Here is a 25,879-nt window from a genome sequence, read left to right as displayed (position 1 = left end):
CCAATAGGAGATGGCAACTCGTGACTATCTCCACATATAAAGCCTAGGAGATAAAATGAACCACCAAACCGCGCTCGAACTTGTACTTGCATACGCTCCACATATTGAGAAAATCATTGATGTAATATGTTTTTGGATAACCCTTGAACTTACTAAACGCTACAGCAACAAAACCTTTAAGTGAATGTCACCCCGAGTTTCGCAAGTGCTTCGATCTTTTGCTGAATGCGTCTATCCAGTTCGGTCACTGCATGCGGGCGTATGGCATCAAGAAAGGCATTATCCTGATAGGTAGACTGGATTGTCACACCAAGCCCGGCACCACTTTCCAGCATGCCTTTCTGTCGCTGTAGCTCTTTCATTTCGTTATAGATGTAATGCGCGTTACTTAGGTTCTCTACGTTCACGCCCTGACTCCTTCCTGCAGTTAGCCTGCACTGATTTGTTATGCGCCAATATGTCCCGCTTCGTTTGCTTATCCAGCACAGCAATATCGTGCTCGGTGAGGTAAATGATGTTCACCCAGTCACAGGCCGTGTCCGTTACTTCAGGTTTTGCGGGTAAAGTTTTCGCGCAACTCACGGTCAACATCGTCATCAGGAAGATGATTAACAGTCTGTTGTACATCCCTGGCTCCTTTTGTTGTTTCTACCCGGCGCTCTGCAACAGCTTCAGTAGCAGTTGCACGTTCTTCAGTGCGCTGCTGGTCCGCTTTTGTTTCGGCGATACTTGTACCGCGTGATTTACCCAGACCAAAAGCACCTGCAATTGCAGCCAGTACAGCAACAGCCAGGCCGATAATCATTTCAAGTCCCATAGCGACCTCATACCAGTGCGGCTTTAGCTTTGGCGTAACGTTTACGGCGGTCGTTAATGCCGTTCTGCCCACCATTGATGATCTGAGTGATGCGAACCAGATCGCCGGAATAGCTCAGGCATCCGCTGGTGGCATAGAACCATGCAGCTGACCGTGCTGCGTTGATATCCTTTTCCAGCAACTCAGGATTACTGACTAAATCCAGTTTTAATCCCGTTCCGCAGCGGCGGTAATTATCAAGACCGGTAATCTGAATCAGCCCACGGCCACGATATTTCCACCCATCGCCCGATGCTTTGTTACCGAGGCGATTGCTGTACACAAGATTTGCAATGGCTGGCTGATTGGCTACCTGCCCTTTTTCTTTGTCACGCCCAAGCATATAGGCCTGGTAGTTCGTAATGCGGCGTCCAAAGGTGGTCAGCAGAGCGGCTGGGGTGTAGTTGAAGCTCTCTACCAGCGCAGAGAACCCCGCTGATTCATGTCCTGACTGAGCAATAAACATTGCCTGGTCTTCAGGCTTAACAATGCCAAACTCTTTCATTGCCACATCAATGTGTGGAAACCAGCGTGAAGAAAGCCCGGCGCTTATACCAGCCGCCTGCTGAAATTGTGATTGGTTCATTAATGCCTCAGCGTATCAACGAGACGCGCCACGTTCCCACGAGCCCATAAGACGGCAGCGCAAATAAGAAGGTTTACGATGACCACCATCCAGTGTGACTCCTGGTAGAGGCCAAACAGATATCGGAATGGAACACTGGCATAGACCAGCACAAAGAAGTAAGCCAGCAATGATATAGCGGGGCGATGTCTTGCCCCTTCACGCTGGTAGAACATCAGGACAAGGACGATGACTGCACAAATACCTGCATTCACCATCGCTGACGGATCACTTGTTACCATTGCTGGCCCCTCCTCCACGGAATCGCGAAAGAATACTGAACAGGCTTCCCAAATCCTGACTGTTGAAAAATGTGAGCACTTTGATTGTCATCGCCGCCACTACAACAGCACCAAGTGCGTCTAATGGCCTGTCACTATACCCGGTAGCTTGTGACAACTTTGAACCAACCAGGCCAGCAGCAAGAACGCCAACAATGAATGACGTCATGAAGTAAGCAATCAATCGTACTCGTGTGATATTTGCCGCTGTCGCTACATAAAATACTGCACCAGCGAATGCGCCAAATACCACGCCATAATCAATACCGGTTGCAAAACCAAACATGCTGGCTCCCAGCAGTCCACCAGCCGCGACCGTAGTGCCAGAAACAGGATCGGACATTAAGCCCCCTCTTATTGCTGTGAGTCCTCTCAGAACGAGGGGAAACAAAAAAGGCCGCATTAAGGCGGCCTTGGTAAGGTATATTTTTTAAGATAAACTTTGATTGATATACTCATGACACCCAAAAATAAAGGCGTTTTGTGCATCAATAAATGACTTTTTTTCTTCCGGAGTAAAATACCCTTTTGTAAAACATACTTTTAGCGCTTTTTGAAGATCTGCCGTCAGGGTTATCAACTTACAACCTTCCTCATCAGGCCTTATTAATAGAAGTAATTTATTTTTACTTATTTCAGCGGCCTTTATTGGAACTTGAATCTCCTCAGGGAAAACACCCTTAGCCAATATATCCATATTCTTATTTCCGACCAGATGCCATTGCTCAAATGTGCTGGCCAACATAATTACGTCTGTCACATGCTCAGCGCCAGCAAAACGTATTTGTTGCGCCAATTCTTTATTAGTATTCAAGTGAGCCTGTAATGTGGCTAAGGCAAAATTTTCTTTGATTGCCCTGTATGCAACCCAACCAGTTATTCCTGCGGCAATAACGCCTGCAAGAGCAGTAATGAGTGTTTCAAAAGGAAAGGAAGAACTGATTTCAATTGGCGGTAATTTTTCTATTACCAAGGTCAACTCGCCAGTAGTTTTTTCGAAAGCGTACGGTACGTTTTGCCAAGTCATGAAGCCTCCTGAGTTTCAGAGGAATCATAACAAAAAACCCGCTCAATGGCGGGCTCTTAATGTTGTGTTGCTCAGTTCGCTTTAACGTCCCGAGCCTACCACAATTTAAGCACTTTCTTGCTCACTATGCAACTTAAATCTGTCGCTATTTGTGCCGAATGCGTCACAAACTGGAGCGTACAGGATCGATTCTGCCAGACTTAGCCAAGTGTCAATGCGACGACGGCAGGTGATCAGCGGCCAATCAGGATGTTTAGCCTGCAGTTCATTGGCCATCTGCAACTTGCTCTTACGTAGGCGATGGCGGTCGACAATCACGCTATAGAGCGATCGGTAGTCATCATTCATCAGTACAGAAGCAATGACACCGTCCACTAACAACCCTTCTTCGTCTGAACAGAACGCCAGGCCGCTTTTATTTTTGCTGTTGAGGATTTCACGCAGGTACGCTTCAAGTTCAGGCTTGGTGATTCCTGATTTCTTCATTCTGCGCAGAGCATCATTGATAGCTGTCTTGGTGATTTTCCCGGATGCAAGTAGCTGGTTAAACATATTCCCACCACTACCACCGCCGATATAAGACCAGCGGCCCCACATGCGCAACTTACCCTGTATCCAGATGCTTTCCAGAGTACGAAGACGAACCATTTCACCAGATTTACCAACTTCAGAAGGATTAATCATTTAGCGTTCTCCACTTACGCCAGTACGCCGATTGCCAGCGCACGATCTATAACCCGAAAAACAAGGACCAGTTGGTCACCGTATTTCGCTTCAAATGCCACAGGATCAGCATGCAACTCGTCGTGATGCTCTCTGCACAGAGGAATCACAAACAGGTCGTGTGCCTTTGTACCCATTCCACCCTGCCCGTGGCCAATCAGGTGGTGGGGGTCGTCAGCTTGCTTGTTACAGCAGGCGCACGGCTGGGCCTTAACCCATCTCGTGTATTTCTCATTCACCCAGCGGCGACGCTTGGGTTTAAGCATGAAGGATTCCGGCGTTTCCGGGTCTACCTTCATTGCCACTATCTTTTTCGCTTTCTCCTGTACCAGTTGTTGAGCGGGTAATGCCGGAACAATATCGCTTTCACGTGTTACCGACTGGTGGGACTCTTTCTTCATACGAAGAGCTTTATGGGCTACGGCTTCAGGTATCTCATCAGCCAGGTCGCTCCTGACCATCCACCAGCAAAACTCAGGCAGCGTAAGAACGTGGTCCTCACTAAAACCCAATTGGCCGTTTACAACCTTCAGTAGCCAGGATACCAGGTTTTCACGGGCTATACCCGCCAGACCTTCAGTGAACTGATCACGAATTTTTAAGTCACAGCCCCAGCACGTGCGGATTGAGCCAGGAGCATGCCGGGTGATGGTGTAATTGCGATCGTGCCACTCGCTGTGTGGGTACTGACATTCCAGTTTTCTTTCGAGCCAGGCATCCAGTGAATTGAGTCCACCAGCACTATGTATGACCTTCTGATTTTCGAAGACATCACGCATCAACGGATCGTTCTGAAGCTCCTGATCAGTCTCAGGCAGCATGCCAGACGGTAACTCAGCCATAGACTCTGCCTGTGGCTCGATAAGAACACGACCACGTCTGAACAGATGCATCAGTTCACTGCCAGGGCGAAATATCACTACCCCGGTCATAGGTGCCACTTCAGGTGTCAGTAATGCCCTCACGCTACCTGCCCCTTAGCAATATGCTCTGCCCACAGACCACCAATCCAGCGAACACCCTTGGCGGTGAAGCGGGACTGATTGAACGCGTAATTTGTCTGGTTTGTCGTTCCTGTCTTCACCTCGAAGCGCCCTGCTTCGATATGCTTGCTCTTTGGTGTGAGAACACGGTTAAGCCGGTACATGATGCCGTTCTCAATCAGGAACATCGCAAACTCTGGCTCTTTGGCGTTAAGCAGTTTGGCAACCTGTCGGAAAGTCATTGACCCAGTAGCCGTAACATAACGATCTACAAACTCGGCCTTCGGTGCGGCTACGGCCAGTTCTTCACTCAGGCGCTGTTTCTGCTCTGCCAGATCAGCAGCAAGGCGCAAGGCCTCAGGAAGTGACCGGGGGACAATCATTCCACCGTTGCTCTCCAGTTCCTGCCAGCGGTCAACAAGTCGGGCGGTAAACTCCGGCGATAATTGAGCAACGATTACATAGCTGTCTCGTTTGTTCACTTCGTAGTGATGGTATGTCTGCCCGTTCTGGGGATGGGTGTACTGCAATGCAGCATACCCACCAATCACACCGGAATTCATGAGGCGCTCTATCGTTACGCAGACATTGCTGTGACGGGAATCAACCAGTTTCGCAATCTCACGGCTGGACATGGTGATCTGCTGCCCCACTGTCGCTGCATGATGGGTCGGACACGTTACTGTTATGCTCATTTGTTGCATGCTCTGTCTCCACTTATCAGGCGGCTGCACCCGCCATTGGTACATGTTTAGTGATCGATATTTCTACTCGCCCACCAGGTACTTTCGGTCCCCACTCCACCAGCATGCGTCGCACCTGACTGTCGTCCTCCCAGATGCCTGCATGTGTAAGCGCGTCAAACAGCGCTTTGTTGTAGTTGTCTATGTCGCGGCGGCGTTCATCAGGTGGATAGAGAACAATCTCTACTGATGCCTGTGATGATGACGGCTTAGGGAGAATGCGGAGTTGCTCAACGATAGCCACACATGCTGCGCTCTGGTATGCCCTGCCTTTGGCACTGATGAGGTGGCGGCCAGCCAGTGGCCCCTTGTTAGGAGCACGCCAGTAGGTGTTTACGCTCGGAGGAAATGGCAGTACCAGTTTCATCATGATTCCACCCCAAAGCGCCCGTTCATGCGCCCTATTTTTCCTACGAACTCCAGCAGGGTTATCCCCAGTGGCTTTATCTTCTCGTGATGTTTCTTCAGGATCGGCGGTACTGTCTCGTTCCAGTTTGGTTTGGGCTTCACCTTCATTGCTTTCCTAATCTCGTCGCTACAGCGTTTAGCCTGAGCCTGAATAGCGTTCTCGGTTTCCTGGTTCATGCGCCTTCTCCTTTCGCCCAGTCGATGTGCATTATGCTGCCCGGAATCAGATGCAGGTCTGGTTTAACAGACTGGTTTCCCCAGTGATGCCAGCCGGGGGCCGCGCAGCGGCTGAACAATTCAATGCGTGACACATCGCCATATAACTGCTCCAGACGGTAACGCGCTTCTGCAGGCTTCTGGCTGTGCTCGCCGAGTGGACTGTAGATAACCTGTTTTATGCTGGCGTTCTGACGCTCAAGACCTTTCCCTCTGGTGGCAATTAGCAGATCCTCGGTATTGGCGCGGGTATGGTTACCACCGTTCATTCGTGTCTGAGCGTTCAACAGGTCGAGGAAGTCGTAAAAGCCCTCTACTCCACCAGCCTGTAGCGCTTTATTGATGTGCTGCTCTGCCAGTGCGTTAAGCTTCACCCATGTGAATCCCTTCATGGTCTGACCTTAAATCCCCACGCTTCGGCAAGCTCGATCGCTTCACGTGTATGTGTACCGGTGAACCACATGGCCAGAACGGAATCTTCCGCAGCCAGCTCCCAGACAGGCAGGCGTTTAATGTCGATGAGTTTCATCGTGCCGTAATGGTTTTCCGCTGCACCATTGCTGATGGTGTTTCCATATTCCCATGGTGGATCGGCGTAAATCAGTGAATAACTCATTAACGGCCTCCCGAAAATCGACCAGCCAGATAACATCCGTCTTCGGCAATAACTGCTGGCTTAGCCAGGCCAAGACAGCGCTGACGTTCTGCCAGTATTGCTGCTCGCTCTGATTCAATGGCTGATACGCTGAACGCCTCCATGTAAATCGTCGCAGCACGGTGAAAGAGACCTTTCGACTCCAGACCTTTCGCCGTTTCCATCAGGGCGCTGACTTCAGGAGTAGGTTCAAACACTTCGAAGTGGCAATCTGCTGGCGGTTCCGCGTAGTAACGGAATTGGCGACCGTCGCGTTTACGCGTTGCCAGCCCTGAACCATGTAAGCGGCAAACGGCGAGTTGAAGTCTGTCCAGGCTGAATTGGGTCAGACCTTCGATGATGTCCCTAGTCGTGGAGCCGGGATTCATGGCAATAAACATCTGGACCGTTTTCAGAATGCTCATCCTTACCCCCTGAACCCTGGTGGAATAGCGCTGTAATCAGTGTTCTTAAAACTGGGTTTGAAGATGCCACCCTCTCGGGCCCACTCACCATTCACCCTAGCGGGGCGTCCAGCTTTGTCCCAGTTATTTGCAGACTTGAGGTATCCCGGGAACTTGGACGGCTGGAAAAGCGTCTGTGGTCGCAGGTAATCAGACATCTTCAGGTCATCACTCCACTTCGCGTTGCAGTAATCCACTACCAGCGACAACTCATCAACGGTGAACCCTTCGCCGATTCGTGCTCGGATGTTTTGCAGTGACGTGGTTGAAACCTGGTAGCGTGAGTTCGTGACCTGGTTCAGGTGAACCAAAACCTGTTTAGCCTGATCAGTAATCAACACATCTCGGTCTGGTTGCACCGCAACCGGACAAGAGTCTTTACCTGTAATCTCTGTAGTACTCTCTGTTGTATTCTCTGTAGGATCATCAGTGCATTTTGACCTGATGACAGCGGTTCGTTTTGACCTGATGGAGCGTTTCACTTTGACCTCTTCCAACGTGTCATTTTGACCTGATGGAACAGCGCATTTTGACCTCTTCGATTCGGTCACTTTGACTTCATCTAAAAGCTCGCTTTCATAGTTGATCGTGTAGAAGTTGGTCATGTCTCGTTGAGACTTGTTCAGTTGCTCAATTTTAAGCACGCCGAGGGTCTTCAGGCGGGTGAAGGTGCGCTTAAGAGTCGACTCTGACCAGAACGGGAACTGCTCCAGCCACTGTTCAGTTGTGTTGTAAATCCAGCGGACACCGTCACGCTCCATGCCAGACGTTGTTTCTTTCAGCCAGTAGTTAATCTGCTGCAATGCAATCGCCTCGTTCAGGCCAATGCTGTATGCAAGGTCAGGATTTATCACTATTGGGCGGGATGTCATTAACAGGCTCATTCGGACCCTCTATTTCCCTGAATTTACGCTGAAACTGTTCGAGAGGGCTGAAGCACTCATGCTCGTATCCGTCGCGCAGGTATATAACCCGTTGAGTTTCTGGCTCCCACCGGATAACCCTGACTGGGACGCCGTAGCTGTCCTTAAACCGTCTGTTGAGTGCTCGCATATGCGTCTCGCCCTCCTCTGGAACACCCCCACAATTGCGATAGCTCTACTGTGGTTACAAGGAATCCACCGACCTGATACCATGCGCTCATACCGAAACAACGAGGTTCCATGCACTGGAATTCCACGGAGTTGCGGAAGGCGGTTATTTGCCGTTAAACTGTTCATGCGTTAGTTTCTCCACTGATACGACACGCCACGAAGCCCGGAGCTGCACACTCGCGGGCTTCATTCTTTTCTGGAAGGCAATAAACACGTGAAATCAGGTTCAGGAACGTCATAAGGGTTACCCGGAACTGGTAGGCTATTTCGTTCAGGCTGTCCCATTCCCCTTTATCAACCACGCCATCATCGATGTACCGACGATATGCGTTGACCAGATCCCCAAGCCTGCCCACCAGCTCAGCCAGCTTTAAGCCAATTTCTTCGTTCTCTGTTTCTGGTGCTGCGCCAGGGATATGAATCCCGTTATCTGTTTGACGAGAAAACGCATCTGCTATGTAGCTAACACCGGCGGCTTTCTGTAGCACCATCGCCCATCCCATAGGGAAGATCTGATCCCCATCCACACGAAGGCGGTTAAACAATGCGTTCTCTGTCACGCCCAGCCATTCCGCCGCCTCAGCATATCCACCAGGAAGATCGGTAATCGTTTTTTTAATCGCTACCACCAACCAGGCTGGCTGACGTTCAACTTTCCAAATAGGTTCGTTACCCACAGCTCCCCCCTTATTCCTGTGGTTTGAGTTTTACTGAAGCATCGCTACGCTTTTCGTAAAGGTCGGGATGAAAAACCAATTTCCCCCCGGTCCGATAGGCTGCTTCAGCTGCACGCCCTTTTGGGATAAGGCGACCAGTTCTATTACGCCACTGGTAAACAGCCTCGCTTGTGATTCCAAAAAATTCGGCAACCTTCTCAGTACTGCCGAAGTAGTTTTCAATATCATCGGTTGTCATAACGCCTCCTTAGCTAAGTTTGATTAGATACTAATAACCAATCTAACTTTGGTCAATAAAAACTAAGATTGCTTAGCCTTTTAATTTATTTATGGTGTTCAAATGGAAACTGTCGGTCAGCGCATCAAAGCTCTCAGGCGCATAACCAAAACCTCGCAGAAGGAACTGGGTAAGTTCTGCGGTGTAAGTGATGTGGCGGTTGGGTATTGGGAAAAAGACGTTAATGTGCCAGGTGGCGAGTCACTTGCGAAACTTGCAAAGTATTTCAACACATCAATTGATTACATACTTTATGGCACTGAATTTGAAGGCAATCTGATAACCAAGATGCGAAGGATTCCGGTGATATCCTGGGTTCAGGCTGGACAGTTTACAGAATGTAAAGCAGCAGAAGTTTTCAGCGAAGTAGATAAGTGGATAGAGACATCACTCCGGATAGGGGATAGCTCCTTTGCATTGGAGGTTAAAGGTGATTCGATGACAAACCCTAATGGCCTCCCGACAATCCCTGAAGGGGCAACAGTCATAGTAGATCCAGATGCAGAGCCAATTCATGGAAAGATAGTCGTAGCCAGGCTTGACGGGACAAACGAGGCTACTGTAAAAAAACTTGTCATCGATGGGCCTCAAAAGTTCTTAGTTCCCTTAAATCCACGCTATCCAAACATTTCAATTAACGGTAATTGCCTGATCATCGGCGTTGTCAAAGGCGTTCAGTACGAGCTTTAACCTACCTCTAATCTTCCTCTTAACATCAAGCTAAGAATAGTTTGGTGTTTTTTCTTGATCTAAAAGCTAAGTTAAGTTAGATTTTATTCATCAACAGCGAACAGGCAGGACGCCCACGAAGTAGCCGCCGGTGGCATATGAATAACCGGATGATTCGCAACTGTGGTTTAGATGCCTATGGAGGCAGTGATGCAGAAGAAAGAACCAGGACGAACGATTGAAGTTCGGGTGAATGGTGCCTTACTGGCAGCGCTGAAAACTGAAACTTCCGTAGCTGCTGATTACATCAGCTTTATGGATGTGGTGATCAAAGCATTGATGGATAAGGAAGCGCTGGAAGATGAAGCCAACGCATCCGGAAAGACGATTATGCACCCAGGGTTTGCAACTTTTGGATCAGCTGCAATTAGTAATCCCAGAGATCCTCAATGAAGAAATTAACCTTGATAGTGCCGGCTCCATTCGCAGCCTCAAGGTAGTGCTGAACAATATCTTCATTAAGGTTTGTGTTCCATTTTTCAAAGCTATGGCGCGGGAAATATTCTTCAAAAATTTCTCGAACAGCATTCTCACCAGAGTTCATGTCTGGAAGCAGTTGGCATTTGGTGAGGCATTTAGCAATAAGCGTTGACTTAAGCATCTGTTTTCCTTGCTTGGTTTGAACTCCCGCAAGGATACCACCGAGCCTGATGTGGTGAAAAGACAGGCGAACAACATGAAAGCGCACTCCTTCTCTATCAGTTGTAGATGACAGATGTGAAACAAACATGGAGTGGGCTTCCATATTGAGTGGGGAAGCTAACAGGCGATGGCAGTCGCCTTATTTAAATAATTTATAAATGATCACTAAGGTGCAAAATGAAGCTTGGATTTCTATTTCGCAAAGTAGTTTTGTTAGAGTTCAACAGGATTCCAACAAAAATCCCGAACAATAATCACGTTGTTATTTGCATAAATAATGTGCAGGTCGTTCTTTTTAAGCTGGGTCGCAATATTTTCCATAACTACTGGAGCAATCCTGCTTCGATCACATAATTCATAGAATTGCTCCCATTTAAGAGTGATTCCTTCATTTCCATTCATTCTCATTAAATCATTGATATTTGATGAAATACTTGAAGCTGAGCGAGGCATTATGAGTCCTTATTTTTATTAGAGAGATCTTACAATGCACTTAGATTAGTGTTGCACGCAGTTTAAAACAAGACAATTTTTCCAAAAAATTATCTCTCGCAGGAGTTGTCGCCAACTGGAGAGGGATTCGTGCAACCAAAATTCAGCGCCGTGCAGGGCGCATATAACACGGAGAAACTAACAATGGGTAACTTAGTAGTCGTTTCAGAGCAACAACCACGCATGACCAGAGAGCAGTTGATTGATGCTGCTCGTAAGGCCGCCCCTCTACTTCCAGCCGCTTCCCAGTGGCTGATGAACGAGTTGGCGAATCGCTACGATGTAGTCTGCGTGGCGCTGTGTGAATCCATGGAACAGCGCAAGGCACTCCAAGGTGACGTCATCAACTGGGCCAGAGAATGTGATCGGGTCACTGAACGTCATACCAAGTCACCGTGCAACCTTCACGTCCTATCAGCTCAAAGAGAAATGCGGGAACTTGACCCAACAACTGCTGTTGTGATTAGCGAAGGGGCTCTGTGATGGCTGCTAACTCATTCAAACAGATGTCCCGCGACGGGACCATCAAGCGCACCGATACCGGGATGTTTATCAGCCTTGAACATATCCACGTGCGTGAAGGTTTCAACAAGCGTGAAGACGACGAACGCACCCGCCAGGCAGATGACGACCTGTTTAACTATCTGATGAACGGTGGCACCGTTCCTCCACTGGAGGTTATTGCACGTGATGAAGGTGGTGTGTGGGTTGTCGAAGGCCATCGCCGCCGTCGCTGCTACGCACGTTGTGCTGAAGCTGGTAAGCCAGTAGACCGCATTCATATCATGCCGTTCAACGGTAACGATGTGCAGCGTCTGGCTCGCATCATGACCAGTAATAACCAACTACCCCTTTCTGATATTGAACAGGCCGCTGTTATTCAGGAGCTTCATAACGCTTTCAACCAGACCACCAGCGAGATTGCAAAACTGGTCAATAAATCCGTGGCCACTGTTGAGAAGTTGCTTCTCCTCAGCACAGCGAACCATGACGTTCAGCAGGAAGTTAAATCCGGTGCAGTGTCTGTCGATGTTGCTGTTGATCGCGTTATCGAGTATGGCGAAAAGGCTGGGGAAGTTCTCCAGCACGATAAAGCCGTAGCAGCCGCCCAGGGTAAAACTAAAGTTACCCGCAGTTCTATAGCGCCAGAGCTCAGCATCAAGAGTGCTCGCCGTTTCGTTGAGCTTATGGCTCAAGCCTCGATCAGTGACGAAGGTGTTTTCACTCTCGAAGGCGCAGCCCTAGCTGAAGCTCTTTCTATTATGGATGAGCACAAAGCGATTGCTGAAGCGCGTGAAACGTACCGCCTATCACAGCCAATACCTTCAGCAGAAGTAAGAGGGAAAACCCTTCACGTAAGCCTCGAAGGGATTGAAATTGGTACCGCACAAATATATCGCGGAAAGAACGTCATCCTTAATGGGATCGTAACCAGCCAGTCAAAAGCTGTGGCCCACTTCGTTAAGCAATACAAACTGCAGCAGGAAAATCATCATGACAGCAACCAATAAACCAATGACCGGTGCACAACTGGATGAACTGATGGCAGTCGCCATGCGCATGCAGTCTGACAGTGAAAAGATGGGTGAACGTTCTGTTTCCATGTTTGCCTATGCGGTTCAGATTGCTGTTTTAGAAATTCGCGAAACACGTTGTAAGTACGAAGAACTGAAATCACAAAACGCGGAACTGGCAGTACAGCTCGCTAACGCCGAGAGCAAGTACAGGGAGCTGGCGGCGGAGAATGTGGGGCTGAAAAATCCAGATAACTGGTTGTCACAGAGTGACTACGGTTACGAGGCGTCTGAGGTTGCCACTCAAAATGGAGCAACTGAAGACGAATCCTTGAGAGCTGGTATGGTCGCAATTATTAATCGAATTGAAACCCCAGCGACCGACGCTTTCCTGGCTGAAGTGCGGGCGCAGGGTGTGGATGTTGCTCGCAACGCACTGATTAAGTTTGTTGAGGATGAGGTCGGGCCAAATACAAACGTACCAGGTTTAATTCGCGGCGCAGAAGTTTGCGTAAGTATCGCCGCCCAACTTCGCAAAGGAGTGCAGTCATGACACGCATCCGCAACTTCGGCTGGAATCGCCTGAAACTGGCAACCCTGTCTTATGAAGAGCTGAACGCTCTCGAAGAGCAGGTTAAGCAGGAACACGCTTGCAAAGACGGCATCCACATGTATGACAAGGCAGGCCGTGACAAGCTCGACGCTCTGAGCTGGGCCGTATACAACAAGAAGAAGCAGGAGGCAGCCAAATGACAGCACTTAACAAACAGGCTGGAGCAGGTGACGTGAGTCAGAAAACGTATTACATCCATCCGGCGGCATTCGGCAGCACGAAAGACCCCGGTCACGGGCATGTACCAGTTGTAAAGGCTGATGACTTCGAGAAGCTGCGCTCCAAGCTGGAAGCCGCAGAGAAGCGCATAGCAGAGTTGTCTGCGAGCCACAGCAAATTGCGCGACACGATGGCGACCATCCACAACACAATCCGAATGGATGGCGGCTATACGCCACTGGCAGCAATCCTTAACGCTGCTAAACGAGCACATGAAGAATCAGCAAGCGCCGCTGGCATTGGCGTGAAGGTGGAATGAGATGGCAAAGTCACCAATGAAACTCATGCTGCGGGCATGGAACAAAGAGCTTAAAAATACAGAATGGGGCATGGGCAATCGTAAACACCGCAAAGCCTGCGCTCGTGATTTTGCCGGAGCCAGCATAGAAACCGATGCTGATATCCCTAACCAAGCCGAGGCAGATGACCGCTTGGCGGAAGAACTTACTTACTGGAATGACTAACCCATGACAACTAACCACCCGGCGCACGGTCCTGTATCACTCGATCGCCTGCACCAGATAAGCGAAATACTCAGCAAAGCAGCGGCACAAAGCGACGGCGGTAATCTCGGCTACGCAATGGCTGATGCTGTGAAAGTGATTGATGGGGTGATTGCCCGCGAGCTGGTACGCCGTGAACATGCCGAATGGTCTGATGTCACGTTTGGCGATGTCGGCCCGGTTGGTCCGCTAAAGCACCTTTCCAAAGAAGCGCTCGAGGCTGCTGCTGAACCCGGCGATCTGAGCGAATGGGCTGACATGCAATTCCTGTTATGGGATGCGCAACGTCATGCTGGTATCACTGATGAGCAGATTACCCTGGCGATGGTAGAAAAGCTGGCGGTTAACAAACAGCGCGAATGGCCAGAGCCGAAAGACGGTGAGCCGCGTTTGCACATTAAATCTGATCATCAGCCAGAGACAGAACGAAAAAAGTAGAGCGCTGCGATACCTGTACTGAAGGCGCTCGCGGCGGATGTGGAACATGTATTTTTAACGGTAATTTTTGATGAGGTGCTCATGACTACTACCGATTTTATGGAAGAACAGGAAGTATTTAACCTGCTTGGAAAAAAGAAAACCGCCGTATGGCGTTTACGTAAAGACCATGGTTTCCCTATGCCTGTTTTGACATATCCAACACGCTACAGTCGTAAGGCCGTAACGCGTTGGTTAGAAGATGGGGGAATTAATAAGTCTAGCTAAGTTAGTACTGTTCACATCAACTATGTATTTTTTTGATCTTCAAGCATTTTTTGCAATTCTGGGTTGTTGTTCGCTTGAGTTGCTCTGTGTGAATTGTACTCTTCAAGAGTTTCATTACGTTCTTTTAATTTTTGAGTGTAGGTATTGCTTATAATATCGTGGCGATCTTGTAACACCTGTTCAAGTTGCTTACAGAAATCGGCAATCTTCTCTTTAGAGATAATATCTCTATACTTTTCAATATTTTTTCTAAGGAGTTTTTCTTTTCTTTTATTAATACTTAATAATTGTCTATTTACACTACCTAGTGACCATTTGAACCCTAGCGTTTTAATCCAATGAGACAAAAACATTGCCAAGCAAGGGAGTGCAAGTAATATCCATGACTTAAGCGATGATAAATCTGAATCTATAAACGACAAATGACCATCCCAAGATGCTACAACTAAGGTAGCAACCCCAGTCAAGCCACTAGCAACAGCATTCGAAATAAGAGGTACTTTTTCGTAACTTTCAGGTGTTGATTTTTCAGTCACCTGCACCTCCTTTGACTGCTTTTCCGGCGCGGATTGCAGCCATAGCTACTTCATAGAACTCATCATCAGTTGAAACATCAACAAACTGTTCATGGCTAACACCTTCATCATCAACGTATTCTAACAACAATCTATGCTGTGGAGTGCACATGTAGCGTATACGATCAAAGAGAATCTTGAAGGCCCAGTATAGCACGGGGAGGACGCTGAAAAAGGCCAGCCAGAAAGCAAAAGCTGTCATGATCCCCCCCTAATTCAACTTGGCTATAAAAGTTCGTTCACTCTACCAACTATGTAGCTTTTGTCCAGAGAATTCAAGTTTTCACGAACAAGCAGGTCAACGTAGTAAACATCGCTAAAAATCCTTGATTCTCGGCCTGTACGAACCCGTTGCAAGAAGTCTTCATCTTCTATTGTAACTGTTACAGTTTCGTCTTCATAATTCGCGCGCCACCCGGTATTTTTATCCTTGTGAATAGTAAGGAAGGTAATTGGTACATCGTCGAATTTTTGTTCAGAATATGACTGTTCCACAGGAACTCTTCGATATCTAAACGGCTCAGCTTCTTTTTCGTCAACTACCACAAAATCCTTACCTTGAGAGTTAGAAATTTTGAACGTTTCATACCCCTCTTTTTGCAATGGATTGTGTATTATTTTAGATAACGCCTTCCGGATACTAGGTGATGACAGTAATGGTCTAAAGTACGACGGAGCGACAATCTCTTGCCCATCCTCAAGAATAATTTTGCAATCGCCATCTGCTGTTAAAGCTATTTTTTGAATTTGCCGCCCACTAATAGAGCGGATTATTTCAATTAAAGTACTTCCAGCTGCGACTACGCCAGTGCCGCCTATTCCTATGATGCTTAAAATATCTAAATATTGTGTTGGGTTTTGTATTACATCAATTAAATATTCAAATGACCCTTCGCGAAATGGCTCAACATCAACATTGAGGTTCTCACTGGTACCATTGACAATTAAGTTAACCTCTTTAAGTAAATTATTTAATCCGTTAAGAGATTCAGTTAAAACATCAAGGTCTATCTTATGATTCTTTAGAGCTTCACCATCATATTTAACTACCAACTTATCAACTACTTCGCCTTCATCCGTTACATTTCTTTTATTTTTCATAATAACAATTCCTATTTAAGAAATAAATATGACTTCTGTTGACTCTAAACATTTTATCGTTCTAAAAATATACACTAACATACAGCTAAAAAATTAACATATTTGCTTAATATGCCAGAAGATTTTGTCTGCATACAACTCATATGCCTCTTTCTGCTCCACCAGCCAATCGTGTTTGTTATAAACCGCCATCACCCCTCCCAGTTCATGCCCCAGCATCTTTTCGGTGACATGGGGCATAACCCCTTCTCCTGACAAATTTGTTACCAACGACCGCCTGAAGTCGTGCGTTCGCCATTCTGGTATATCAATTTTATCCCTTAACTTTTTCATGTAGAGATTTGCTGACGAACGATCTATGGCCTTGTCCAGTTCCTGCCCGGGGAAGAGAACATCGTTACCTGAATTAAGCAGCCTTTCCACGAATGGCTTTACTTGGTCGAAAACAGGCCTGCGAATCACATTTCCCATCTTGGAATGCTCTGATGGAGTTGTCCAAATCAGATCATCCATGTTGAACTCACTGGCGGTAGCAAGGCGAAGTTCTGACAACCTTGCCCCCCAAAGCAACAGAAGCTGATGAAGTACCTTGTTAGAGGAAACGATTTTGTTGTTTTCCAGCGCTAGCCATATTTTTGCCAGCTCGGTATAAGTGAGAACCCGGCTACCAACATCAGGTTTCTTTCCAATGGTCTTAACGCTGAGCTTCAAGACTTCGCATGAAGCAATCAACTGTCGGCTTATACACCAGTTCATTACGGATCGGAGCTGGAGAAGCAGCACTCTGGCCTTTTTCCCGTTTTTCTTTTCCTGCTTGTCGAAGAACCTTACCCAAGCTGAAACAGGAATATTTACTACCGGTGCATCTGGAAACTCTGTGTACATGGTGTTGTACACAACAGACTTGTACAACGTTTGTGTATTTGGTTTCAGCGTTTCAACATACTTGCTCCACCACTGATCCAGACACTCTTTGAGTGTTAGCTCACCATCTTCTTTAGCAAAATAATTTTTAGGGTTTAGTCCCTTGAGGTACAATTCGCGCATCTCACCCACGATGACACGAGCATCTTTCAGAGACATTGCCGGATAGCGCCCTATAGTAAGGCGCACTGGCTTACCGTTCCAACGGTAGCGATGTTGAAACGTAATCGTTCCTGTCGGGGTTATACGTACACTCAGGCCGTCACCATCTGTGACTTCGGGTGCGCCTCTGTAGGGCTTAGCATTGATGCTGCGAAGTTTAGTATCACTGAGGGCCACGGCTCTGTATCCTGTACACACTGAATTTCAGCATTCTGTACTCAATCTGTACGCAATGGCAAGTGAACGAAGTGATTTTCTAAGCGAAAAGATAAGAAAGGATAGGAAATAAAAGGAATGAAATGCTTGATGATACGGGGAATGATAGGATAACATGCGACTCAAGCTGAACGCTTGAAAATCAGTTAGATATATGTCCCCTTAGTTAAATGGATATAACGAGCCCCTCCTAAGGGCTAGTTGCAGGTTCGATTCCTGCAGGGGACACTTTTAATTAAATGCATCCGGCTAAATCCTTTCATTTACCTGTCAGTTCATCCCTAAACCAGGCGATAAAACGGCACATTCCTCACCGTTGCAGTAAGATTATCGGACACCATTGTCTGCTCAGTAGCTATCCGCATCCCTGATTTTCTCAGCCTCAGTACGTCAGCAGCAATACGTTGGCTGCCAAACCAGAAAAGCCCGTCCAAAGCAGTGACATCAAGGCCTGATTCCAGTGCCAGCTTCAGACGCTCACGCGGTGCTTTTACCGTTTTAGCAATTTGCTGATACGGCGCTTCGCTTGAACCTGCACGATTAATGCGTCGAATACGATGCGACAGGCGGTACTGAAATTCATCCGGTATCCCGCCGAGACTCGCTTTCAGGCTGTAAACACAACCAAAGCGTTTGCCGTTAAAGATTACGTTTTTCTGACTAAGCTGCAGCTCTTCACGAACACTGGCAATCAGTTGCGGGGTACGGAGTAATAACAAACGGAAAGGCAGCTCAAAGCTGGTCACATAGTCCACATTCAATAACGCAATACGCAGACGCTCTTGCGGACCCGCCTTCATTTCCCGACATTCAGCAATAACATCAGCCCACTGGCCAGCCAGACGGGAACTTTCAGTCGCCTCAGTAAAGCTGTATTTTTCAGTCTGATAATCAATACGTTCGGTCACTCGGAATTCCCTTCTGGCCACATCTCGGTATTGGTTGCTCACTTTACCAGCGACAGACTGCAACCGGAAGCCTGCGAGTATGGTCAGTGGAATGATAGAAACTTCTGCGGAAACGCTTCATTTATTGATAAATCAATCATTAAAAATATATTTTGACTAAAATCAATTAACCAAAATTATGGTTATTGAAGTATAGCCATGATTAATCTTTAGCCAGTTTGTCAGGAATAAGTTCTCCATAAACAGGCTGATTAATACCGGTAATGAGAAACATTATCGGAAATGATTCATCACTCAGAAAAAAGGAATTTATTCATATGATCAGAATCAAGACCAGTATCGCTACTTTGACCCTTTGTACCTTACTGACAGCTCCCGCATGGGGAGACGCGCAATCGCCGATAAGGCTGGTGATCCATGGTGGTGCCGGTACCATTACAAAAGATACCATCACACCAGAACAGGAAAAGCAGTATACAGAAAAACTCACTGAAGCTCTGAATGCAGGTTATGCGGTTCTGAATAAAGGCGGTAGCAGCCTGGAAGCCGTTCAGAAAGCGATTAATGTGATGGAAGATTCTCCTCTCTTCAATGCAGGTAAAGGTGCCGTGTTTACCCACGATGGCCGCAATGAACTGGATGCGTCCATTATGGATGGGAAAACTCGAAAAGCCGGTGCCGTTGCCGGTGTAACCACGGTTAAAAACCCAATTAATGCGGCGTATGCCGTTATGACTCAAAGCCCGCACGTTCTCATGGTCTCGACAGGCGCGGATACCTTTGCAAAAGAACAGGGACTCGCAACCGTTGATCCTGCTTATTTCAAAACAGATTTTCGCTGGCAGCAATTACAGAATGCAATCAAAAAAGAAAAAGTGCTCCTTGATCACGATGGAAAGAGCGCTGCCCTGTTCGCTGATCCAATGATGTATGACTATAAATATGGCACTGTCGGCGCTGTTGCTCTGGATAAAGACGGTAATCTCGCTGCCGGAACGTCTACAGGCGGAATGACCAACAAACGTTACGGACGTGTGGGGGATTCACCTATCATTGGCGCAGGAAATTATGCCGACAATGAAACTGTGGCGGTATCTGCAACCGGCTCAGGAGAAATGTTTATCCGCACGCTGACCGCGTATAACATTGCAGCCCAGGTGAAATACCGCAATACCCCTTTAAAAGACGCAGCGCAGAATGCTCTGGATGAAGTTAAGGCGCTGAATGGCAGCGGTGGAGTAATTGTGCTTGATAAAGCCGGTAATTACACCATGTCCTTCAACTCTGAAGGTATGTACCGGGGAACCATAGGCGATGACGGAAAACCCGTTGTAGCCATTTATCGTTAATACTATTTCCCCGCCAGGGGATGAACCGACCCGGTATGTTGTCCGGGTCGGTTAAACGGCGTCAGGTCAGACAACAAAACGATTGACCAGATCCTTCATGGTGACAGACAGATTGTCCAGGCGCTGGCTGTCGCTTGCGGCCTGAGAAACCAACGCCGCGTTTTGCTGCGTGACCTGCTCCATAGGTCGCAGTGCCAGGTTAATCTGAGTTACCCCTTGCGATTGTTCCGTCGCTACACGAGCGATATCCGCAATATATTGCTTCATGCTGGTGGTATTGTCCGCCGCGGCTTCTAGCGCGGTAGCGGACGCCGTAACCCGCTCAACACCCTCACTAATTTTTACCATATTCTGCGCGACCAGCTCGCGGATCTGATTAGCTTCTTTGGCACAACGCTGCGAAAGATTCCGCACTTCACTGGCCACAACCGCAAACCCCCTGCCCATCTCTCCTGCCCGTGCAGCTTCCACTGCCGCATTCAGCGCCAGCAAGTTAGTCTGAAACGAAATATCGTCTATCGAGGTCACAATATTCGAGATTTTCTCACTGGAAGAGCGAATATCCCCCATGCTCTGATTTGCCGCACTGGCGACGTTACTGGCCTGGCGGACCTCTTTTTCCAGCCTGATTGTCAGATGCTCCGCTTCGCGGGCATTGTCCGCCGTTTGCGTAATCGTCGTGGAGAGCTGTTCCATACTGGCCACCGCTTGTACTATTGATGCTGCCTGTTCATCCGTGCGTTGGGCCAGGTCCTGATTACCCGCCGTAATACTGCTGCTGGCATCGGATAAAACCACGGAGCCTTGTTTAATCTCCTGGACGATATGCTGAATACTTTCCAGCATCGTGTTATAGGCGCGATTAAGTGAGGAAAGCTCATCTTTCCCCGGGGTCGCCAGTCGTTGAGTCAGATCGCCGTTCATACCCGCAATCTTGCGGAGCGTGTCACTAAATTGACGATGCATATTGATAGCGATTGCCCCTGCGAACGCCAATGATGCCAGGAGCGCTAACAAGCTGACAATCATATATATTTGCCAGTTTTTTCGTGCATCCTGCGCGAGTTTTTCCGCATTCGCTAACAGAAGATTCGCCGTCACATCTTCTATCTGCCGCATCACTTCAATACGCTGGGTTTGAACCTTGAACCAGACAGTAGGATCGACATCAAATCCACCGTTCGCGGCATGACTAAACGCGGTTTCGCGTAATGAGAGGGCTTTTGACGCTTCTGTGGACTGTAAGCGGCTTTCCAGCATGGCCGCCTGTTCCGGAGGGCTCAGACGCAACGATTGTGCCAGCCAGACGTTCTGTTTACTGACGACATCACTGAGTTGATGTAACTGCCCCTCGGCGAAATGACCGGAGGAAAAGATATTTGACAGCAGCGCGCGTTCAATACCTGCTTGTTCTTTCAAATTCAGCAAGTTGTAGTAGGCGGCGAATGCGTTCGCCATCTCGCCTGAATCCGTCAACTGTCCCAACCTGCCCACAAAACTCAGCACATCAGCAATGACATTAGTATAAAACTTAACGACATCGGAGGCCGGAAGCCCCAATCGCGTGACGTTTTCCCGGATGGTGGCAAGCGACAGAATGTTTTTCTTAAACGTGGTGACAGAATTGGCGGCATCCCCTTCTGGTAATGCAGTATCGGACAGTGAACGCACAAAGACCTCGATCTCGCGATCGGTTAAAGCCCGCTGCGCGGTTAACTCATCTTTGAACGTCTTCCCTTCTGCCCCCAGAAATCCGACGCTCATTCCCCGTTCTTTTTGCAGCTCATGCACCACATTTCCGGCACTACGCGCGAGCGCTGTCAGTTGAGCAATATTCTCCATCTGCCGTTCTGTCTCAATGCGCGTCAATATTCCTGAACCAGCAAACCAACATAACGCCAATAATAGTGGTTGTAGCGCGATTATTAACTTCATTTTCATCGGCATTCGATAAACCCACCACATGCCACTTCCCTCCATTGTCCATATTTTCATTATGGTTATCGGCGCAATGAGGCTGCACTTTAAATTTGATCAAGAGACAACTGATTGTTTTTTAGATTAAATACCTGCCAAAATAACTCTATTTGATTACGACAATCAGGATAAATCACTGGAATATTTATATTTATGATATCTATTCTCAAGTTAGTTAAATCATTCAGCATATTATTTCTTATTAAAAAACGGGTTAACTATCAACACGATTCGGAAAGGGAGTAAGACACAGAACAGTGACGCCTACTGGAGATAACCGTCGTGGCACGGCCATTTTCTGGCATCCCGCCGAACGTTAAGGTTATAATCCTGACAACGATTTTATTGGATTAGAAGCGACGATGACAAAACTTACCCTACAAGAACAGATGCTTAAGGCAGGTCTGGTCAGCAGCAAAAAAGTGGCCAAAGTGCAAAGAACGGCGAAGAAATCGCGCGTTCAGGCTCGCGAAGCCAGAGAAGCGGTTGAAGAGAATAAAAAAGCGCAAATTGAGCGCGACAAGCAGCTCAGCGAACAGCAGAAACAGGCCGCGCTGTCTAAAGAATATAAAGCCCAGATCAAGCAACTGATTGAAATGAATAAAATCACCATTACCCGTGGCGATATTGGTTACAACTTTACTGATAATAACCTGATCAAAAAAGTCTATGTTGATAAGGTGACTCAGTCTCAGCTGATCAAGGGCCGTTTGGCCATTGTCCGACTCACGGCTGAAAGCGGCAACGATAGCGAATACGCCATTATCCCGGCTGTCGTCGCCGACAAGATTGCGCAGCGCGATGCAAGTTATATTGTTTTAAATTGCGAGCTGAGCCAGGAAGCGAAGGACGAAGACGATCCGTATGCTGATTTTGTCATCCCTGATGATTTGATGTGGTAAGAAAAACAACCAGATAATCACCCGGACTTCCGTTGCCTATTTCGGTGAACGCCAACGCCGCCACCGAAATACTCTCGACGTCCCTTCTCCCCCAATCCTGTCGACTAAAACTTATAGTGTTCTTTGCTCAGCCCGTATTTTCTCATGCGTAAATACAATTTTTTACGCGGGATTTGTAAATACTCCGCCACTTCATTAATGCGCCCCTGATGAATATTTAGCGCTTCAGTAATGATCTGTCGCTCGTACTCTTCAACCCGCCGATCGAGCGGTGTTGGTTCAGGCAGATGCAGCTGCGGATTCGCGGTTTCAGCCAGCGGGAGTAGCCCAACGGCAAAAAGCTCGGCGGCATTCGCCAGTTCTCGAACATTACTTAACCACACGCGACGCCGCATGCCTTTCAGTAACTCCCCTTCAACCTCGGGTACGGGATGGTTCAGGCGCAGACAGGCTTTCTGCAGGTAATGACGAAACAGCGGCTCAATATCATCCGGACGCTGTGACAGCGGCTGACAACCGATTTGCGTCATCGCAAAACAGTAGTAGAGTTCGGCCACAATCTGGTTGGTTGCCGCCAGTTCCACTAACGATGTGTCACCAATGCCTATCAGACGAAACGGACGCCGCTCCTGGCTTTGCAGATGCACCAGATGGTGCTGCTGTTCACGTGTCAGGCACTCAAGATGGCTCAGGACCAGCGTTCCTCCTTGCGCCTGTGCAATAAGGTCATTGAGTAGTCCCGCGTTCCCGGGCGTTAGTTCACCGCGGATAAACGGCCCATCAGCGCTGCGCCCAAGCTGATGCAAATACCGGGCTCCGGTCATACGTCCCGTTCCCGGCTCGCCATAAAACCAGACGGCAATATCCGTTTCCGCCAGGTGTTGCAGACGTTGACGATACTGATTGACCCAGTCACTGTAGCCGAGCAGTTCAACCTGAAGCTTTTGCTGGCAATAATGGCGACGGGCAATCACGGATTTTCTCTGACGCAGCGCATCCTCTACCAGCGACAGCAGTTTGCCGGGGTCGACCGGTTTTTGCAGAAAGTCCCATGCGCCTTTCTTTACTGCCTCCACCGCCATCGGGACATCGCCATGCCCGGTGATTAGCAGGATAGGTAGCTGATTATCATCCTGATGAAACAACGTCATCAGGTCTATTCCATTGCAGCCAGGCATACACACATCGCTCAGAACAATCCCCGGCCAGTCGGCTTGCAGCCAGTTTCGGGCATCAAAAGGGTTATTGCATGCATAGACACGGTACCCCTCTTGTTCAAGCAACAGAGTGTAAGCGTCGAGAACATCGGCATCATCATCAATCAGCAGAACAGAATAGTCATCACACAACATCGTTTACATCCGTCAGATTAAATTGCAGAACGACGCAGGCATTACGCCCCGGTGTCGACGCCAGGCGCAGCTCGCCGTTCATTTGCCCCATTAACGATACACAAATCGATAAGCCAATACCGAGCCCCACATCCTTACTGGTGGTAAACGGCTTTAATAGTGATGGCAATAACGCCTCCGGCCAGCCGGGGCCGTTATCGCAGACAAAGACGCACAATCGGCTGCCCTCAGCCTGCCAGTGAACCTCTATTTGCGCGCCAGTCGGACTGGCATCCAGCGCATTTGCCAGTACGTTTACCAGCACCTGCTGAATACGCACTTCATCACCTGTCACCCATACACTCTGGGCTGGAAGCGTCAGCGTACCCTGCTGAGGCTTATGCCGCATGGCCAACAGTTCCCAGGCGGCGCTGAATGTTTGTCGCAGATCGACCGGATGCAAAGGCGCGCCCGGCTCGGCCCGACGTGCAAACTGACGCAGCGAACGGATAATGGCATCAATACGGATAATCAGCCCCTCCGCTTTGGTTAACGTACTTCTGGCCTGAGCGGATTGTCCTTGTTCAATTGCCCTTCCCGCCGTAAACAGGTACATCGACAGCGCATTCAGCGGTTGGTTAATCTCGTGCGCCAGCGTGGTCATGGTCTGTCCAACCACTGCCAGTTTTGCCGTCTGGATCAGTTCATCCTGCGTTGCCCGGAGATCGGATTCTATCTCCTTGCGCTCTGTCACTTCCTGCTCCAGCTGATTTTTTTGCGCACTCAACTGGCCCAGAGTATGGCGCAGCAATCCTGCGATGCGCCCGAGCTCATCGCGCCCATAAACCGGGATGGTGGCATCCGTTCTGCCAAGACCAATTTGCACCACGGCCTGGTTGAGTGCGGTAAAACGCTTCACCAGACGCGAACGAATAAAGTAATGGTTGAGCCCCCAGGCGAGAAGTAGCGCCAGCAGCGTCGCCAGCAGAATAAGTCCACCGCTGACGCGAACAATTTGTTCCAGCCGCTGGTTAAACATCTGCATTTGCTGATGGCTACTCCCCAACTGCGCCTCAAGCAGTGTTCGAAAGCGCCCGAGCGTTGCCTCTCTGGCATGGTTAGCATCAACGAGCGCTTTTTGCGCGGCGACATAATCGCGCATGGTATCGGGCATTTTATTTTTCATCATCCCGATTTCCAGTAACTCATCAATGGTTTGCCGCAGGGTGATAGTACTGGGCCAGTCATCGAGGGTACGGATATTTTCATCCGCCGTTTTCTTCAGGTTCTCCAGATAGCGGATATGATTCTCCACCAGCATTCCGTCGTCGCTACCCGACTTCAGTTCATTGAGCCTGTCGCGTAAATCATCCACGATCTGATTTTCAATTCTTGCCAGGGTGTAAACCTGCTGCTGCTCGTTTTGTACCTCTCTGGCACGTTTGAGATACTGCGCTGCATCGCCGTTTTTGGCCTCAATTTGATCCAGCAACGTCCCCTGCTGCCAGGTAAAATCCTGCACCAGCGAATTCAGCTCAGTAGTAAAATCATCATGTAGCCAGTCGATGCGCGCGGAGAGTTCACTCACCTTTTCGCGCACGAGGAACATGTTGTAGAGCACCCGGTCCAGCTCCGCCATCAGCGCCCGACTGTCTTGCAAAATCACCGCCAACTGCTGTTGTTCTGCCGATTGTAATCCCCGGCTCAGCACCTCAATTTTGTCCAGATGAGAAATAATTTGATTGCGCAGTTGCAGCCTTACCGTGGTGTTGGGGGCCAACAGGAATTCATTAAGCTGATCCACAACCAGGTTGAGATTTCCTTCTATCAAAAAAGCGGAATGTACGCGCGGGAAGTAATCATCAAGTGAATAGCGTATCTGCGAGCTCTGCTCATGCCAGGAGTACAAACTGACGCAGCTTACGCTCAACGTCAGTAATGCGCCCGTCAGAAACGCTCCCCGCAGGCTGCTGCTGATGCTGAGCTGGCGCAGGCGTTGCAGTATCGAA

39 protein-coding genes, 1 tRNA gene and 1 pseudogene are annotated in these 25,879 nt (G+C 48.5%); 13 read left to right on the top strand and 28 right to left on the bottom strand.

Annotation, left to right across the window (positions count from 1 at the left end):
- Window positions 1–176: 176 nt before the first annotated feature.
- The 18 genes and pseudogenes from HV352_RS07140 to HV352_RS07060 form a co-directional block, all read right to left on the bottom strand.
- Window positions 177–407 carry a hypothetical protein gene (locus tag HV352_RS07140; protein WP_181634496.1) on the bottom strand — a complete coding sequence of 77 codons (231 nt, stop codon included), beginning with the start codon at window positions 405–407 and terminating at the stop codon, window positions 177–179.
- Complete coding sequence (locus HV352_RS23660) at window positions 385–591, bottom strand: hypothetical protein (RefSeq protein ID WP_104651450.1); 207 nt, start codon at window positions 589–591, stop codon at window positions 385–387. The genes HV352_RS07140 and HV352_RS23660 overlap by 23 nt, the downstream gene beginning before the upstream one ends.
- A complete protein-coding gene (locus HV352_RS07135; RefSeq protein WP_104651415.1) occupies window positions 548–817 on the bottom strand; it encodes a hypothetical protein in 270 nt (89 codons plus the stop codon). The genes HV352_RS23660 and HV352_RS07135 overlap by 44 nt, the downstream gene beginning before the upstream one ends.
- A gap of 7 nt (window positions 818–824) precedes the next feature.
- Window positions 825–1,442, bottom strand: coding sequence for a glycoside hydrolase family 19 protein (locus HV352_RS07130; protein WP_181634495.1), 618 nt, complete (start codon window positions 1,440–1,442; stop codon window positions 825–827).
- Window positions 1,442–1,723 (bottom strand): phage holin family protein, encoded by a 282-nt coding sequence (locus HV352_RS07125; RefSeq protein WP_048217455.1) that lies wholly within the window; start codon window positions 1,721–1,723, stop codon window positions 1,442–1,444. Before HV352_RS07125 ends, HV352_RS07130 begins: the two co-directional genes overlap by 1 nt.
- Entirely contained in the window at window positions 1,710–2,105 is a 396-nt protein-coding gene (locus tag HV352_RS07120) for a phage holin family protein (RefSeq protein WP_071684466.1), read from the bottom strand. The genes HV352_RS07125 and HV352_RS07120 overlap by 14 nt, the downstream gene beginning before the upstream one ends.
- An 87-nt stretch (window positions 2,106–2,192) precedes the next feature.
- Window positions 2,193–2,789: a hypothetical protein gene (locus tag HV352_RS07115; protein WP_000220228.1), complete on the bottom strand. Its 597-nt coding sequence runs from the start codon at window positions 2,787–2,789 to the stop codon at window positions 2,193–2,195.
- Window positions 2,790–2,894: 105 nt separating this feature from the next.
- Window positions 2,895–3,473 carry a DUF1133 family protein gene (locus HV352_RS07110; RefSeq protein ID WP_181634494.1) on the bottom strand — a complete coding sequence of 193 codons (579 nt, stop codon included), beginning with the start codon at window positions 3,471–3,473 and terminating at the stop codon, window positions 2,895–2,897.
- A 14-nt stretch (window positions 3,474–3,487) separates the two neighbouring features.
- On the bottom strand, window positions 3,488–4,477 hold the full coding sequence (locus HV352_RS07105) for a DUF968 domain-containing protein (protein WP_181634493.1): 990 nt from the start codon (window positions 4,475–4,477) through the stop codon (window positions 3,488–3,490).
- The gene (locus HV352_RS07100) at window positions 4,474–5,190 is read right to left on the bottom strand and encodes a DNA-binding protein (protein ID WP_050542098.1); all 717 of its coding nucleotides are present in this window, start codon (window positions 5,188–5,190) and stop codon (window positions 4,474–4,476) included. Before HV352_RS07100 ends, HV352_RS07105 begins: the two co-directional genes overlap by 4 nt.
- 25 nt (window positions 5,191–5,215) lie before the next feature.
- A complete protein-coding gene (locus tag HV352_RS07095) occupies window positions 5,216–5,605 on the bottom strand; it encodes a RusA family crossover junction endodeoxyribonuclease (RefSeq protein WP_075848445.1) in 390 nt (129 codons plus the stop codon).
- Window positions 5,605–5,823, bottom strand: a complete 219-nt coding sequence (locus HV352_RS07090; RefSeq protein ID WP_049003108.1) for a hypothetical protein — start codon at window positions 5,821–5,823, stop codon at window positions 5,605–5,607. Before HV352_RS07090 ends, HV352_RS07095 begins: the two co-directional genes overlap by 1 nt.
- Window positions 5,820–6,478: pseudogene (locus HV352_RS07085) on the bottom strand (MT-A70 family methyltransferase). The gene HV352_RS07090 and the pseudogene HV352_RS07085 overlap by 4 nt, the downstream one beginning before the upstream one ends.
- Window positions 6,478–6,921, bottom strand: a complete 444-nt coding sequence (locus HV352_RS07080; RefSeq protein ID WP_181634492.1) for a hypothetical protein — start codon at window positions 6,919–6,921, stop codon at window positions 6,478–6,480. Before HV352_RS07080 ends, HV352_RS07085 begins: the two are co-directional and overlap by 1 nt.
- 2 nt (window positions 6,922–6,923) lie before the next feature.
- The gene (locus tag HV352_RS07075) at window positions 6,924–7,844 is read right to left on the bottom strand and encodes a conserved phage C-terminal domain-containing protein (RefSeq protein WP_181635303.1); all 921 of its coding nucleotides are present in this window, start codon (window positions 7,842–7,844) and stop codon (window positions 6,924–6,926) included.
- Window positions 7,801–8,013: a DUF4222 domain-containing protein gene (locus tag HV352_RS07070; RefSeq protein WP_088583029.1), complete on the bottom strand. Its 213-nt coding sequence runs from the start codon at window positions 8,011–8,013 to the stop codon at window positions 7,801–7,803. The genes HV352_RS07075 and HV352_RS07070 overlap by 44 nt, the downstream gene beginning before the upstream one ends.
- Before the next feature lie 163 nt (window positions 8,014–8,176).
- A complete protein-coding gene (locus tag HV352_RS07065; RefSeq protein ID WP_181634490.1) occupies window positions 8,177–8,731 on the bottom strand; it encodes a YmfL family putative regulatory protein in 555 nt (184 codons plus the stop codon).
- Window positions 8,732–8,741: 10 nt separating this feature from the next.
- The gene (locus tag HV352_RS07060) at window positions 8,742–8,969 is read right to left on the bottom strand and encodes a Cro/CI family transcriptional regulator (protein WP_003826141.1); all 228 of its coding nucleotides are present in this window, start codon (window positions 8,967–8,969) and stop codon (window positions 8,742–8,744) included.
- 102 nt (window positions 8,970–9,071) lie between these two features.
- On the opposite strand from HV352_RS07060, the gene HV352_RS07055 reads away from it, so the two are divergent.
- Together HV352_RS07055 and HV352_RS07050 are read left to right on the top strand one after the other, a co-directional pair.
- Entirely contained in the window at window positions 9,072–9,698 is a 627-nt protein-coding gene (locus tag HV352_RS07055) for a LexA family transcriptional regulator (protein ID WP_003826139.1), read from the top strand.
- Window positions 9,699–9,887: 189 nt separating this feature from the next.
- Window positions 9,888–10,130 carry a hypothetical protein gene (locus HV352_RS07050; protein ID WP_088583032.1) on the top strand — a complete coding sequence of 81 codons (243 nt, stop codon included), beginning with the start codon at window positions 9,888–9,890 and terminating at the stop codon, window positions 10,128–10,130.
- Here the strand turns inward: HV352_RS07050 and HV352_RS23825 are convergent.
- Both HV352_RS23825 and HV352_RS07040 read right to left on the bottom strand, forming a co-directional pair.
- A complete protein-coding gene (locus tag HV352_RS23825; RefSeq protein WP_346266910.1) occupies window positions 10,105–10,467 on the bottom strand; it encodes a hypothetical protein in 363 nt (120 codons plus the stop codon). The genes HV352_RS07050 and HV352_RS23825 overlap by 26 nt on opposite strands.
- A 125-nt stretch (window positions 10,468–10,592) precedes the next feature.
- Window positions 10,593–10,832 (bottom strand): hypothetical protein, encoded by a 240-nt coding sequence (locus tag HV352_RS07040; protein ID WP_088583034.1) that lies wholly within the window; start codon window positions 10,830–10,832, stop codon window positions 10,593–10,595.
- A 129-nt stretch (window positions 10,833–10,961) separates the two neighbouring features.
- Here HV352_RS07040 and HV352_RS07035 point away from each other — a divergent pair, with 129 nt between their 5' ends.
- The 8 genes from HV352_RS07035 (at window position 10,962) to HV352_RS07000 (ending at window position 14,425) form a co-directional block, all read left to right on the top strand.
- Window positions 10,962–11,354: a hypothetical protein gene (locus HV352_RS07035; protein ID WP_181634489.1), complete on the top strand. Its 393-nt coding sequence runs from the start codon at window positions 10,962–10,964 to the stop codon at window positions 11,352–11,354.
- Window positions 11,354–12,382 (top strand): chromosome partitioning protein ParB, encoded by a 1,029-nt coding sequence (locus HV352_RS07030; RefSeq protein ID WP_088583036.1) that lies wholly within the window; start codon window positions 11,354–11,356, stop codon window positions 12,380–12,382. Before HV352_RS07035 ends, HV352_RS07030 begins: the two co-directional genes overlap by 1 nt.
- 91 nt (window positions 12,383–12,473) lie before the next feature.
- Complete coding sequence (locus HV352_RS07025; protein WP_181634711.1) at window positions 12,474–12,938, top strand: hypothetical protein; 465 nt, start codon at window positions 12,474–12,476, stop codon at window positions 12,936–12,938.
- Complete coding sequence (locus HV352_RS07020) at window positions 12,935–13,138, top strand: hypothetical protein (RefSeq protein WP_181634488.1); 204 nt, start codon at window positions 12,935–12,937, stop codon at window positions 13,136–13,138. Before HV352_RS07025 ends, HV352_RS07020 begins: the two co-directional genes overlap by 4 nt.
- Complete coding sequence (locus tag HV352_RS23655) at window positions 13,135–13,476, top strand: hypothetical protein (RefSeq protein WP_249415455.1); 342 nt, start codon at window positions 13,135–13,137, stop codon at window positions 13,474–13,476. The genes HV352_RS07020 and HV352_RS23655 overlap by 4 nt, the downstream gene beginning before the upstream one ends.
- Window position 13,477: 1 nt before the next feature.
- Window positions 13,478–13,681 (top strand): hypothetical protein, encoded by a 204-nt coding sequence (locus HV352_RS07010; protein WP_181634487.1) that lies wholly within the window; start codon window positions 13,478–13,480, stop codon window positions 13,679–13,681.
- A gap of 3 nt (window positions 13,682–13,684) precedes the next feature.
- On the top strand, window positions 13,685–14,158 hold the full coding sequence (locus tag HV352_RS07005; RefSeq protein WP_181634486.1) for a DUF550 domain-containing protein: 474 nt from the start codon (window positions 13,685–13,687) through the stop codon (window positions 14,156–14,158).
- Between the two features lie 81 nt (window positions 14,159–14,239).
- Complete coding sequence (locus tag HV352_RS07000; protein ID WP_061353926.1) at window positions 14,240–14,425, top strand: hypothetical protein; 186 nt, start codon at window positions 14,240–14,242, stop codon at window positions 14,423–14,425.
- 20 nt (window positions 14,426–14,445) lie between these two features.
- On the opposite strand, the gene HV352_RS06995 is transcribed toward HV352_RS07000, so the two are convergent.
- From HV352_RS06995 to HV352_RS06980, 4 genes are all read right to left on the bottom strand, one after another.
- On the bottom strand, window positions 14,446–14,961 hold the full coding sequence (locus HV352_RS06995) for a hypothetical protein (protein ID WP_249415454.1): 516 nt from the start codon (window positions 14,959–14,961) through the stop codon (window positions 14,446–14,448).
- A complete protein-coding gene (locus HV352_RS06990) occupies window positions 14,954–15,202 on the bottom strand; it encodes a hypothetical protein (protein WP_181634485.1) in 249 nt (82 codons plus the stop codon). The genes HV352_RS06995 and HV352_RS06990 overlap by 8 nt, the downstream gene beginning before the upstream one ends.
- Before the next feature lie 23 nt (window positions 15,203–15,225).
- Window positions 15,226–16,101 (bottom strand): hypothetical protein, encoded by an 876-nt coding sequence (locus HV352_RS06985; RefSeq protein WP_181634484.1) that lies wholly within the window; start codon window positions 16,099–16,101, stop codon window positions 15,226–15,228.
- Between the two features lie 93 nt (window positions 16,102–16,194).
- Window positions 16,195–17,364, bottom strand: coding sequence for a site-specific integrase (locus HV352_RS06980; RefSeq protein WP_181634483.1), 1,170 nt, complete (start codon window positions 17,362–17,364; stop codon window positions 16,195–16,197).
- 195 nt (window positions 17,365–17,559) lie between these two features.
- Here HV352_RS06980 and HV352_RS06975 point away from each other — a divergent pair.
- Window positions 17,560–17,631 (top strand) — tRNA-Arg (locus HV352_RS06975).
- Window positions 17,632–17,684: 53 nt separating this feature from the next.
- On the opposite strand, the gene HV352_RS06970 is transcribed toward HV352_RS06975, so the two are convergent.
- Window positions 17,685–18,311: a DNA-binding protein gene (locus HV352_RS06970; protein ID WP_047416341.1), complete on the bottom strand. Its 627-nt coding sequence runs from the start codon at window positions 18,309–18,311 to the stop codon at window positions 17,685–17,687.
- A gap of 317 nt (window positions 18,312–18,628) precedes the next feature.
- Between HV352_RS06970 and HV352_RS06965 the strand changes: the two genes are divergently transcribed.
- Entirely contained in the window at window positions 18,629–19,660 is a 1,032-nt protein-coding gene (locus HV352_RS06965) for an isoaspartyl peptidase/L-asparaginase (protein WP_019077319.1), read from the top strand.
- A gap of 66 nt (window positions 19,661–19,726) precedes the next feature.
- Here HV352_RS06965 and HV352_RS06960 read toward each other — a convergent pair whose 3' ends face one another.
- Complete coding sequence (locus tag HV352_RS06960; RefSeq protein WP_016153885.1) at window positions 19,727–21,625, bottom strand: methyl-accepting chemotaxis protein; 1,899 nt, start codon at window positions 21,623–21,625, stop codon at window positions 19,727–19,729.
- Window positions 21,626–21,999: 374 nt separating this feature from the next.
- Between HV352_RS06960 and HV352_RS06955 the strand changes: the two genes are divergently transcribed.
- Window positions 22,000–22,539, top strand: a complete 540-nt coding sequence (locus HV352_RS06955; RefSeq protein ID WP_181635302.1) for a DUF2058 domain-containing protein — start codon at window positions 22,000–22,002, stop codon at window positions 22,537–22,539.
- A gap of 104 nt (window positions 22,540–22,643) precedes the next feature.
- On the opposite strand, the gene pgtA is transcribed toward HV352_RS06955, so the two are convergent.
- Both pgtA and pgtB read right to left on the bottom strand, forming a co-directional pair.
- Complete coding sequence (gene pgtA, locus HV352_RS06950; protein WP_141875468.1) at window positions 22,644–23,891, bottom strand: two-component system response regulator PgtA; 1,248 nt, start codon at window positions 23,889–23,891, stop codon at window positions 22,644–22,646.
- Window positions 23,881–25,875, bottom strand: coding sequence for a two-component system sensor histidine kinase PgtB (gene pgtB, locus HV352_RS06945; protein WP_172452809.1), 1,995 nt, complete (start codon window positions 25,873–25,875; stop codon window positions 23,881–23,883). Before pgtB ends, pgtA begins: the two co-directional genes overlap by 11 nt.
- Between the last annotated feature and the right edge of the window lie 4 nt (window positions 25,876–25,879).

Origin of the sequence: Citrobacter sp. RHBSTW-01044 (genome assembly GCF_013781945.1) — a bacterium.
In the GTDB taxonomy this organism is placed as follows: domain Bacteria; phylum Pseudomonadota; class Gammaproteobacteria; order Enterobacterales; family Enterobacteriaceae; genus Citrobacter; species Citrobacter braakii.
The sequence above is the reverse complement of the archived record's forward strand: the minus strand, read 5'-3'. Positions and strand labels throughout refer to the sequence as shown.

Excerpts from the sequence above, each read along its gene's own strand:
- HV352_RS23660 (WP_104651450.1), bottom strand. The coding sequence starts at position 591 with ATGTTGACCGTGAGTTGCGCGAAAACTTTACCCGCAAAACCTGAAGTA.
- HV352_RS07135 (WP_104651415.1), bottom strand. The coding sequence starts at position 817 with ATGGGACTTGAAATGATTATCGGCCTGGCTGTTGCTGTACTGGCTGCA.
- HV352_RS07130 (WP_181634495.1), bottom strand. The coding sequence starts at position 1,442 with ATGAACCAATCACAATTTCAGCAGGCGGCTGGTATAAGCGCCGGGCTT.
- HV352_RS07125 (WP_048217455.1), bottom strand. The coding sequence starts at position 1,723 with ATGGTAACAAGTGATCCGTCAGCGATGGTGAATGCAGGTATTTGTGCA.
- HV352_RS07120 (WP_071684466.1), bottom strand. The coding sequence starts at position 2,105 with ATGTCCGATCCTGTTTCTGGCACTACGGTCGCGGCTGGTGGACTGCTG.
- HV352_RS07115 (WP_000220228.1), bottom strand. The coding sequence starts at position 2,789 with ATGACTTGGCAAAACGTACCGTACGCTTTCGAAAAAACTACTGGCGAG.
- HV352_RS07110 (WP_181634494.1), bottom strand. The coding sequence starts at position 3,473 with ATGATTAATCCTTCTGAAGTTGGTAAATCTGGTGAAATGGTTCGTCTT.
- HV352_RS07100 (WP_050542098.1), bottom strand. The coding sequence starts at position 5,190 with ATGAGCATAACAGTAACGTGTCCGACCCATCATGCAGCGACAGTGGGG.
- HV352_RS07095 (WP_075848445.1), bottom strand. The coding sequence starts at position 5,605 with ATGAAACTGGTACTGCCATTTCCTCCGAGCGTAAACACCTACTGGCGT.
- HV352_RS07090 (WP_049003108.1), bottom strand. The coding sequence starts at position 5,823 with ATGAACCAGGAAACCGAGAACGCTATTCAGGCTCAGGCTAAACGCTGT.
- HV352_RS07080 (WP_181634492.1), bottom strand. The coding sequence starts at position 6,921 with ATGAGCATTCTGAAAACGGTCCAGATGTTTATTGCCATGAATCCCGGC.
- HV352_RS07075 (WP_181635303.1), bottom strand. The coding sequence starts at position 7,844 with ATGAGCCTGTTAATGACATCCCGCCCAATAGTGATAAATCCTGACCTT.
- HV352_RS07070 (WP_088583029.1), bottom strand. The coding sequence starts at position 8,013 with ATGCGAGCACTCAACAGACGGTTTAAGGACAGCTACGGCGTCCCAGTC.
- HV352_RS07060 (WP_003826141.1), bottom strand. The coding sequence starts at position 8,969 with ATGACAACCGATGATATTGAAAACTACTTCGGCAGTACTGAGAAGGTT.
- HV352_RS07055 (WP_003826139.1), top strand. The coding sequence starts at position 9,072 with ATGGAAACTGTCGGTCAGCGCATCAAAGCTCTCAGGCGCATAACCAAA.
- HV352_RS07050 (WP_088583032.1), top strand. The coding sequence starts at position 9,888 with ATGCAGAAGAAAGAACCAGGACGAACGATTGAAGTTCGGGTGAATGGT.
- HV352_RS23825 (WP_346266910.1), bottom strand. The coding sequence starts at position 10,467 with ATGTTTGTTTCACATCTGTCATCTACAACTGATAGAGAAGGAGTGCGC.
- HV352_RS07040 (WP_088583034.1), bottom strand. The coding sequence starts at position 10,832 with ATGCCTCGCTCAGCTTCAAGTATTTCATCAAATATCAATGATTTAATG.
- HV352_RS07030 (WP_088583036.1), top strand. The coding sequence starts at position 11,354 with ATGGCTGCTAACTCATTCAAACAGATGTCCCGCGACGGGACCATCAAG.
- HV352_RS07025 (WP_181634711.1), top strand. The coding sequence starts at position 12,474 with ATGTTTGCCTATGCGGTTCAGATTGCTGTTTTAGAAATTCGCGAAACA.
- HV352_RS07020 (WP_181634488.1), top strand. The coding sequence starts at position 12,935 with ATGACACGCATCCGCAACTTCGGCTGGAATCGCCTGAAACTGGCAACC.
- HV352_RS23655 (WP_249415455.1), top strand. The coding sequence starts at position 13,135 with ATGACAGCACTTAACAAACAGGCTGGAGCAGGTGACGTGAGTCAGAAA.
- HV352_RS07010 (WP_181634487.1), top strand. The coding sequence starts at position 13,478 with ATGGCAAAGTCACCAATGAAACTCATGCTGCGGGCATGGAACAAAGAG.
- HV352_RS07005 (WP_181634486.1), top strand. The coding sequence starts at position 13,685 with ATGACAACTAACCACCCGGCGCACGGTCCTGTATCACTCGATCGCCTG.
- HV352_RS07000 (WP_061353926.1), top strand. The coding sequence starts at position 14,240 with ATGACTACTACCGATTTTATGGAAGAACAGGAAGTATTTAACCTGCTT.
- HV352_RS06990 (WP_181634485.1), bottom strand. The coding sequence starts at position 15,202 with ATGACAGCTTTTGCTTTCTGGCTGGCCTTTTTCAGCGTCCTCCCCGTG.
- HV352_RS06985 (WP_181634484.1), bottom strand. The coding sequence starts at position 16,101 with ATGAAAAATAAAAGAAATGTAACGGATGAAGGCGAAGTAGTTGATAAG.
- HV352_RS06965 (WP_019077319.1), top strand. The coding sequence starts at position 18,629 with ATGATCAGAATCAAGACCAGTATCGCTACTTTGACCCTTTGTACCTTA.
- HV352_RS06960 (WP_016153885.1), bottom strand. The coding sequence starts at position 21,625 with ATGTGGTGGGTTTATCGAATGCCGATGAAAATGAAGTTAATAATCGCG.
- HV352_RS06955 (WP_181635302.1), top strand. The coding sequence starts at position 22,000 with ATGACAAAACTTACCCTACAAGAACAGATGCTTAAGGCAGGTCTGGTC.
- pgtA (WP_141875468.1), bottom strand. The coding sequence starts at position 23,891 with ATGTTGTGTGATGACTATTCTGTTCTGCTGATTGATGATGATGCCGAT.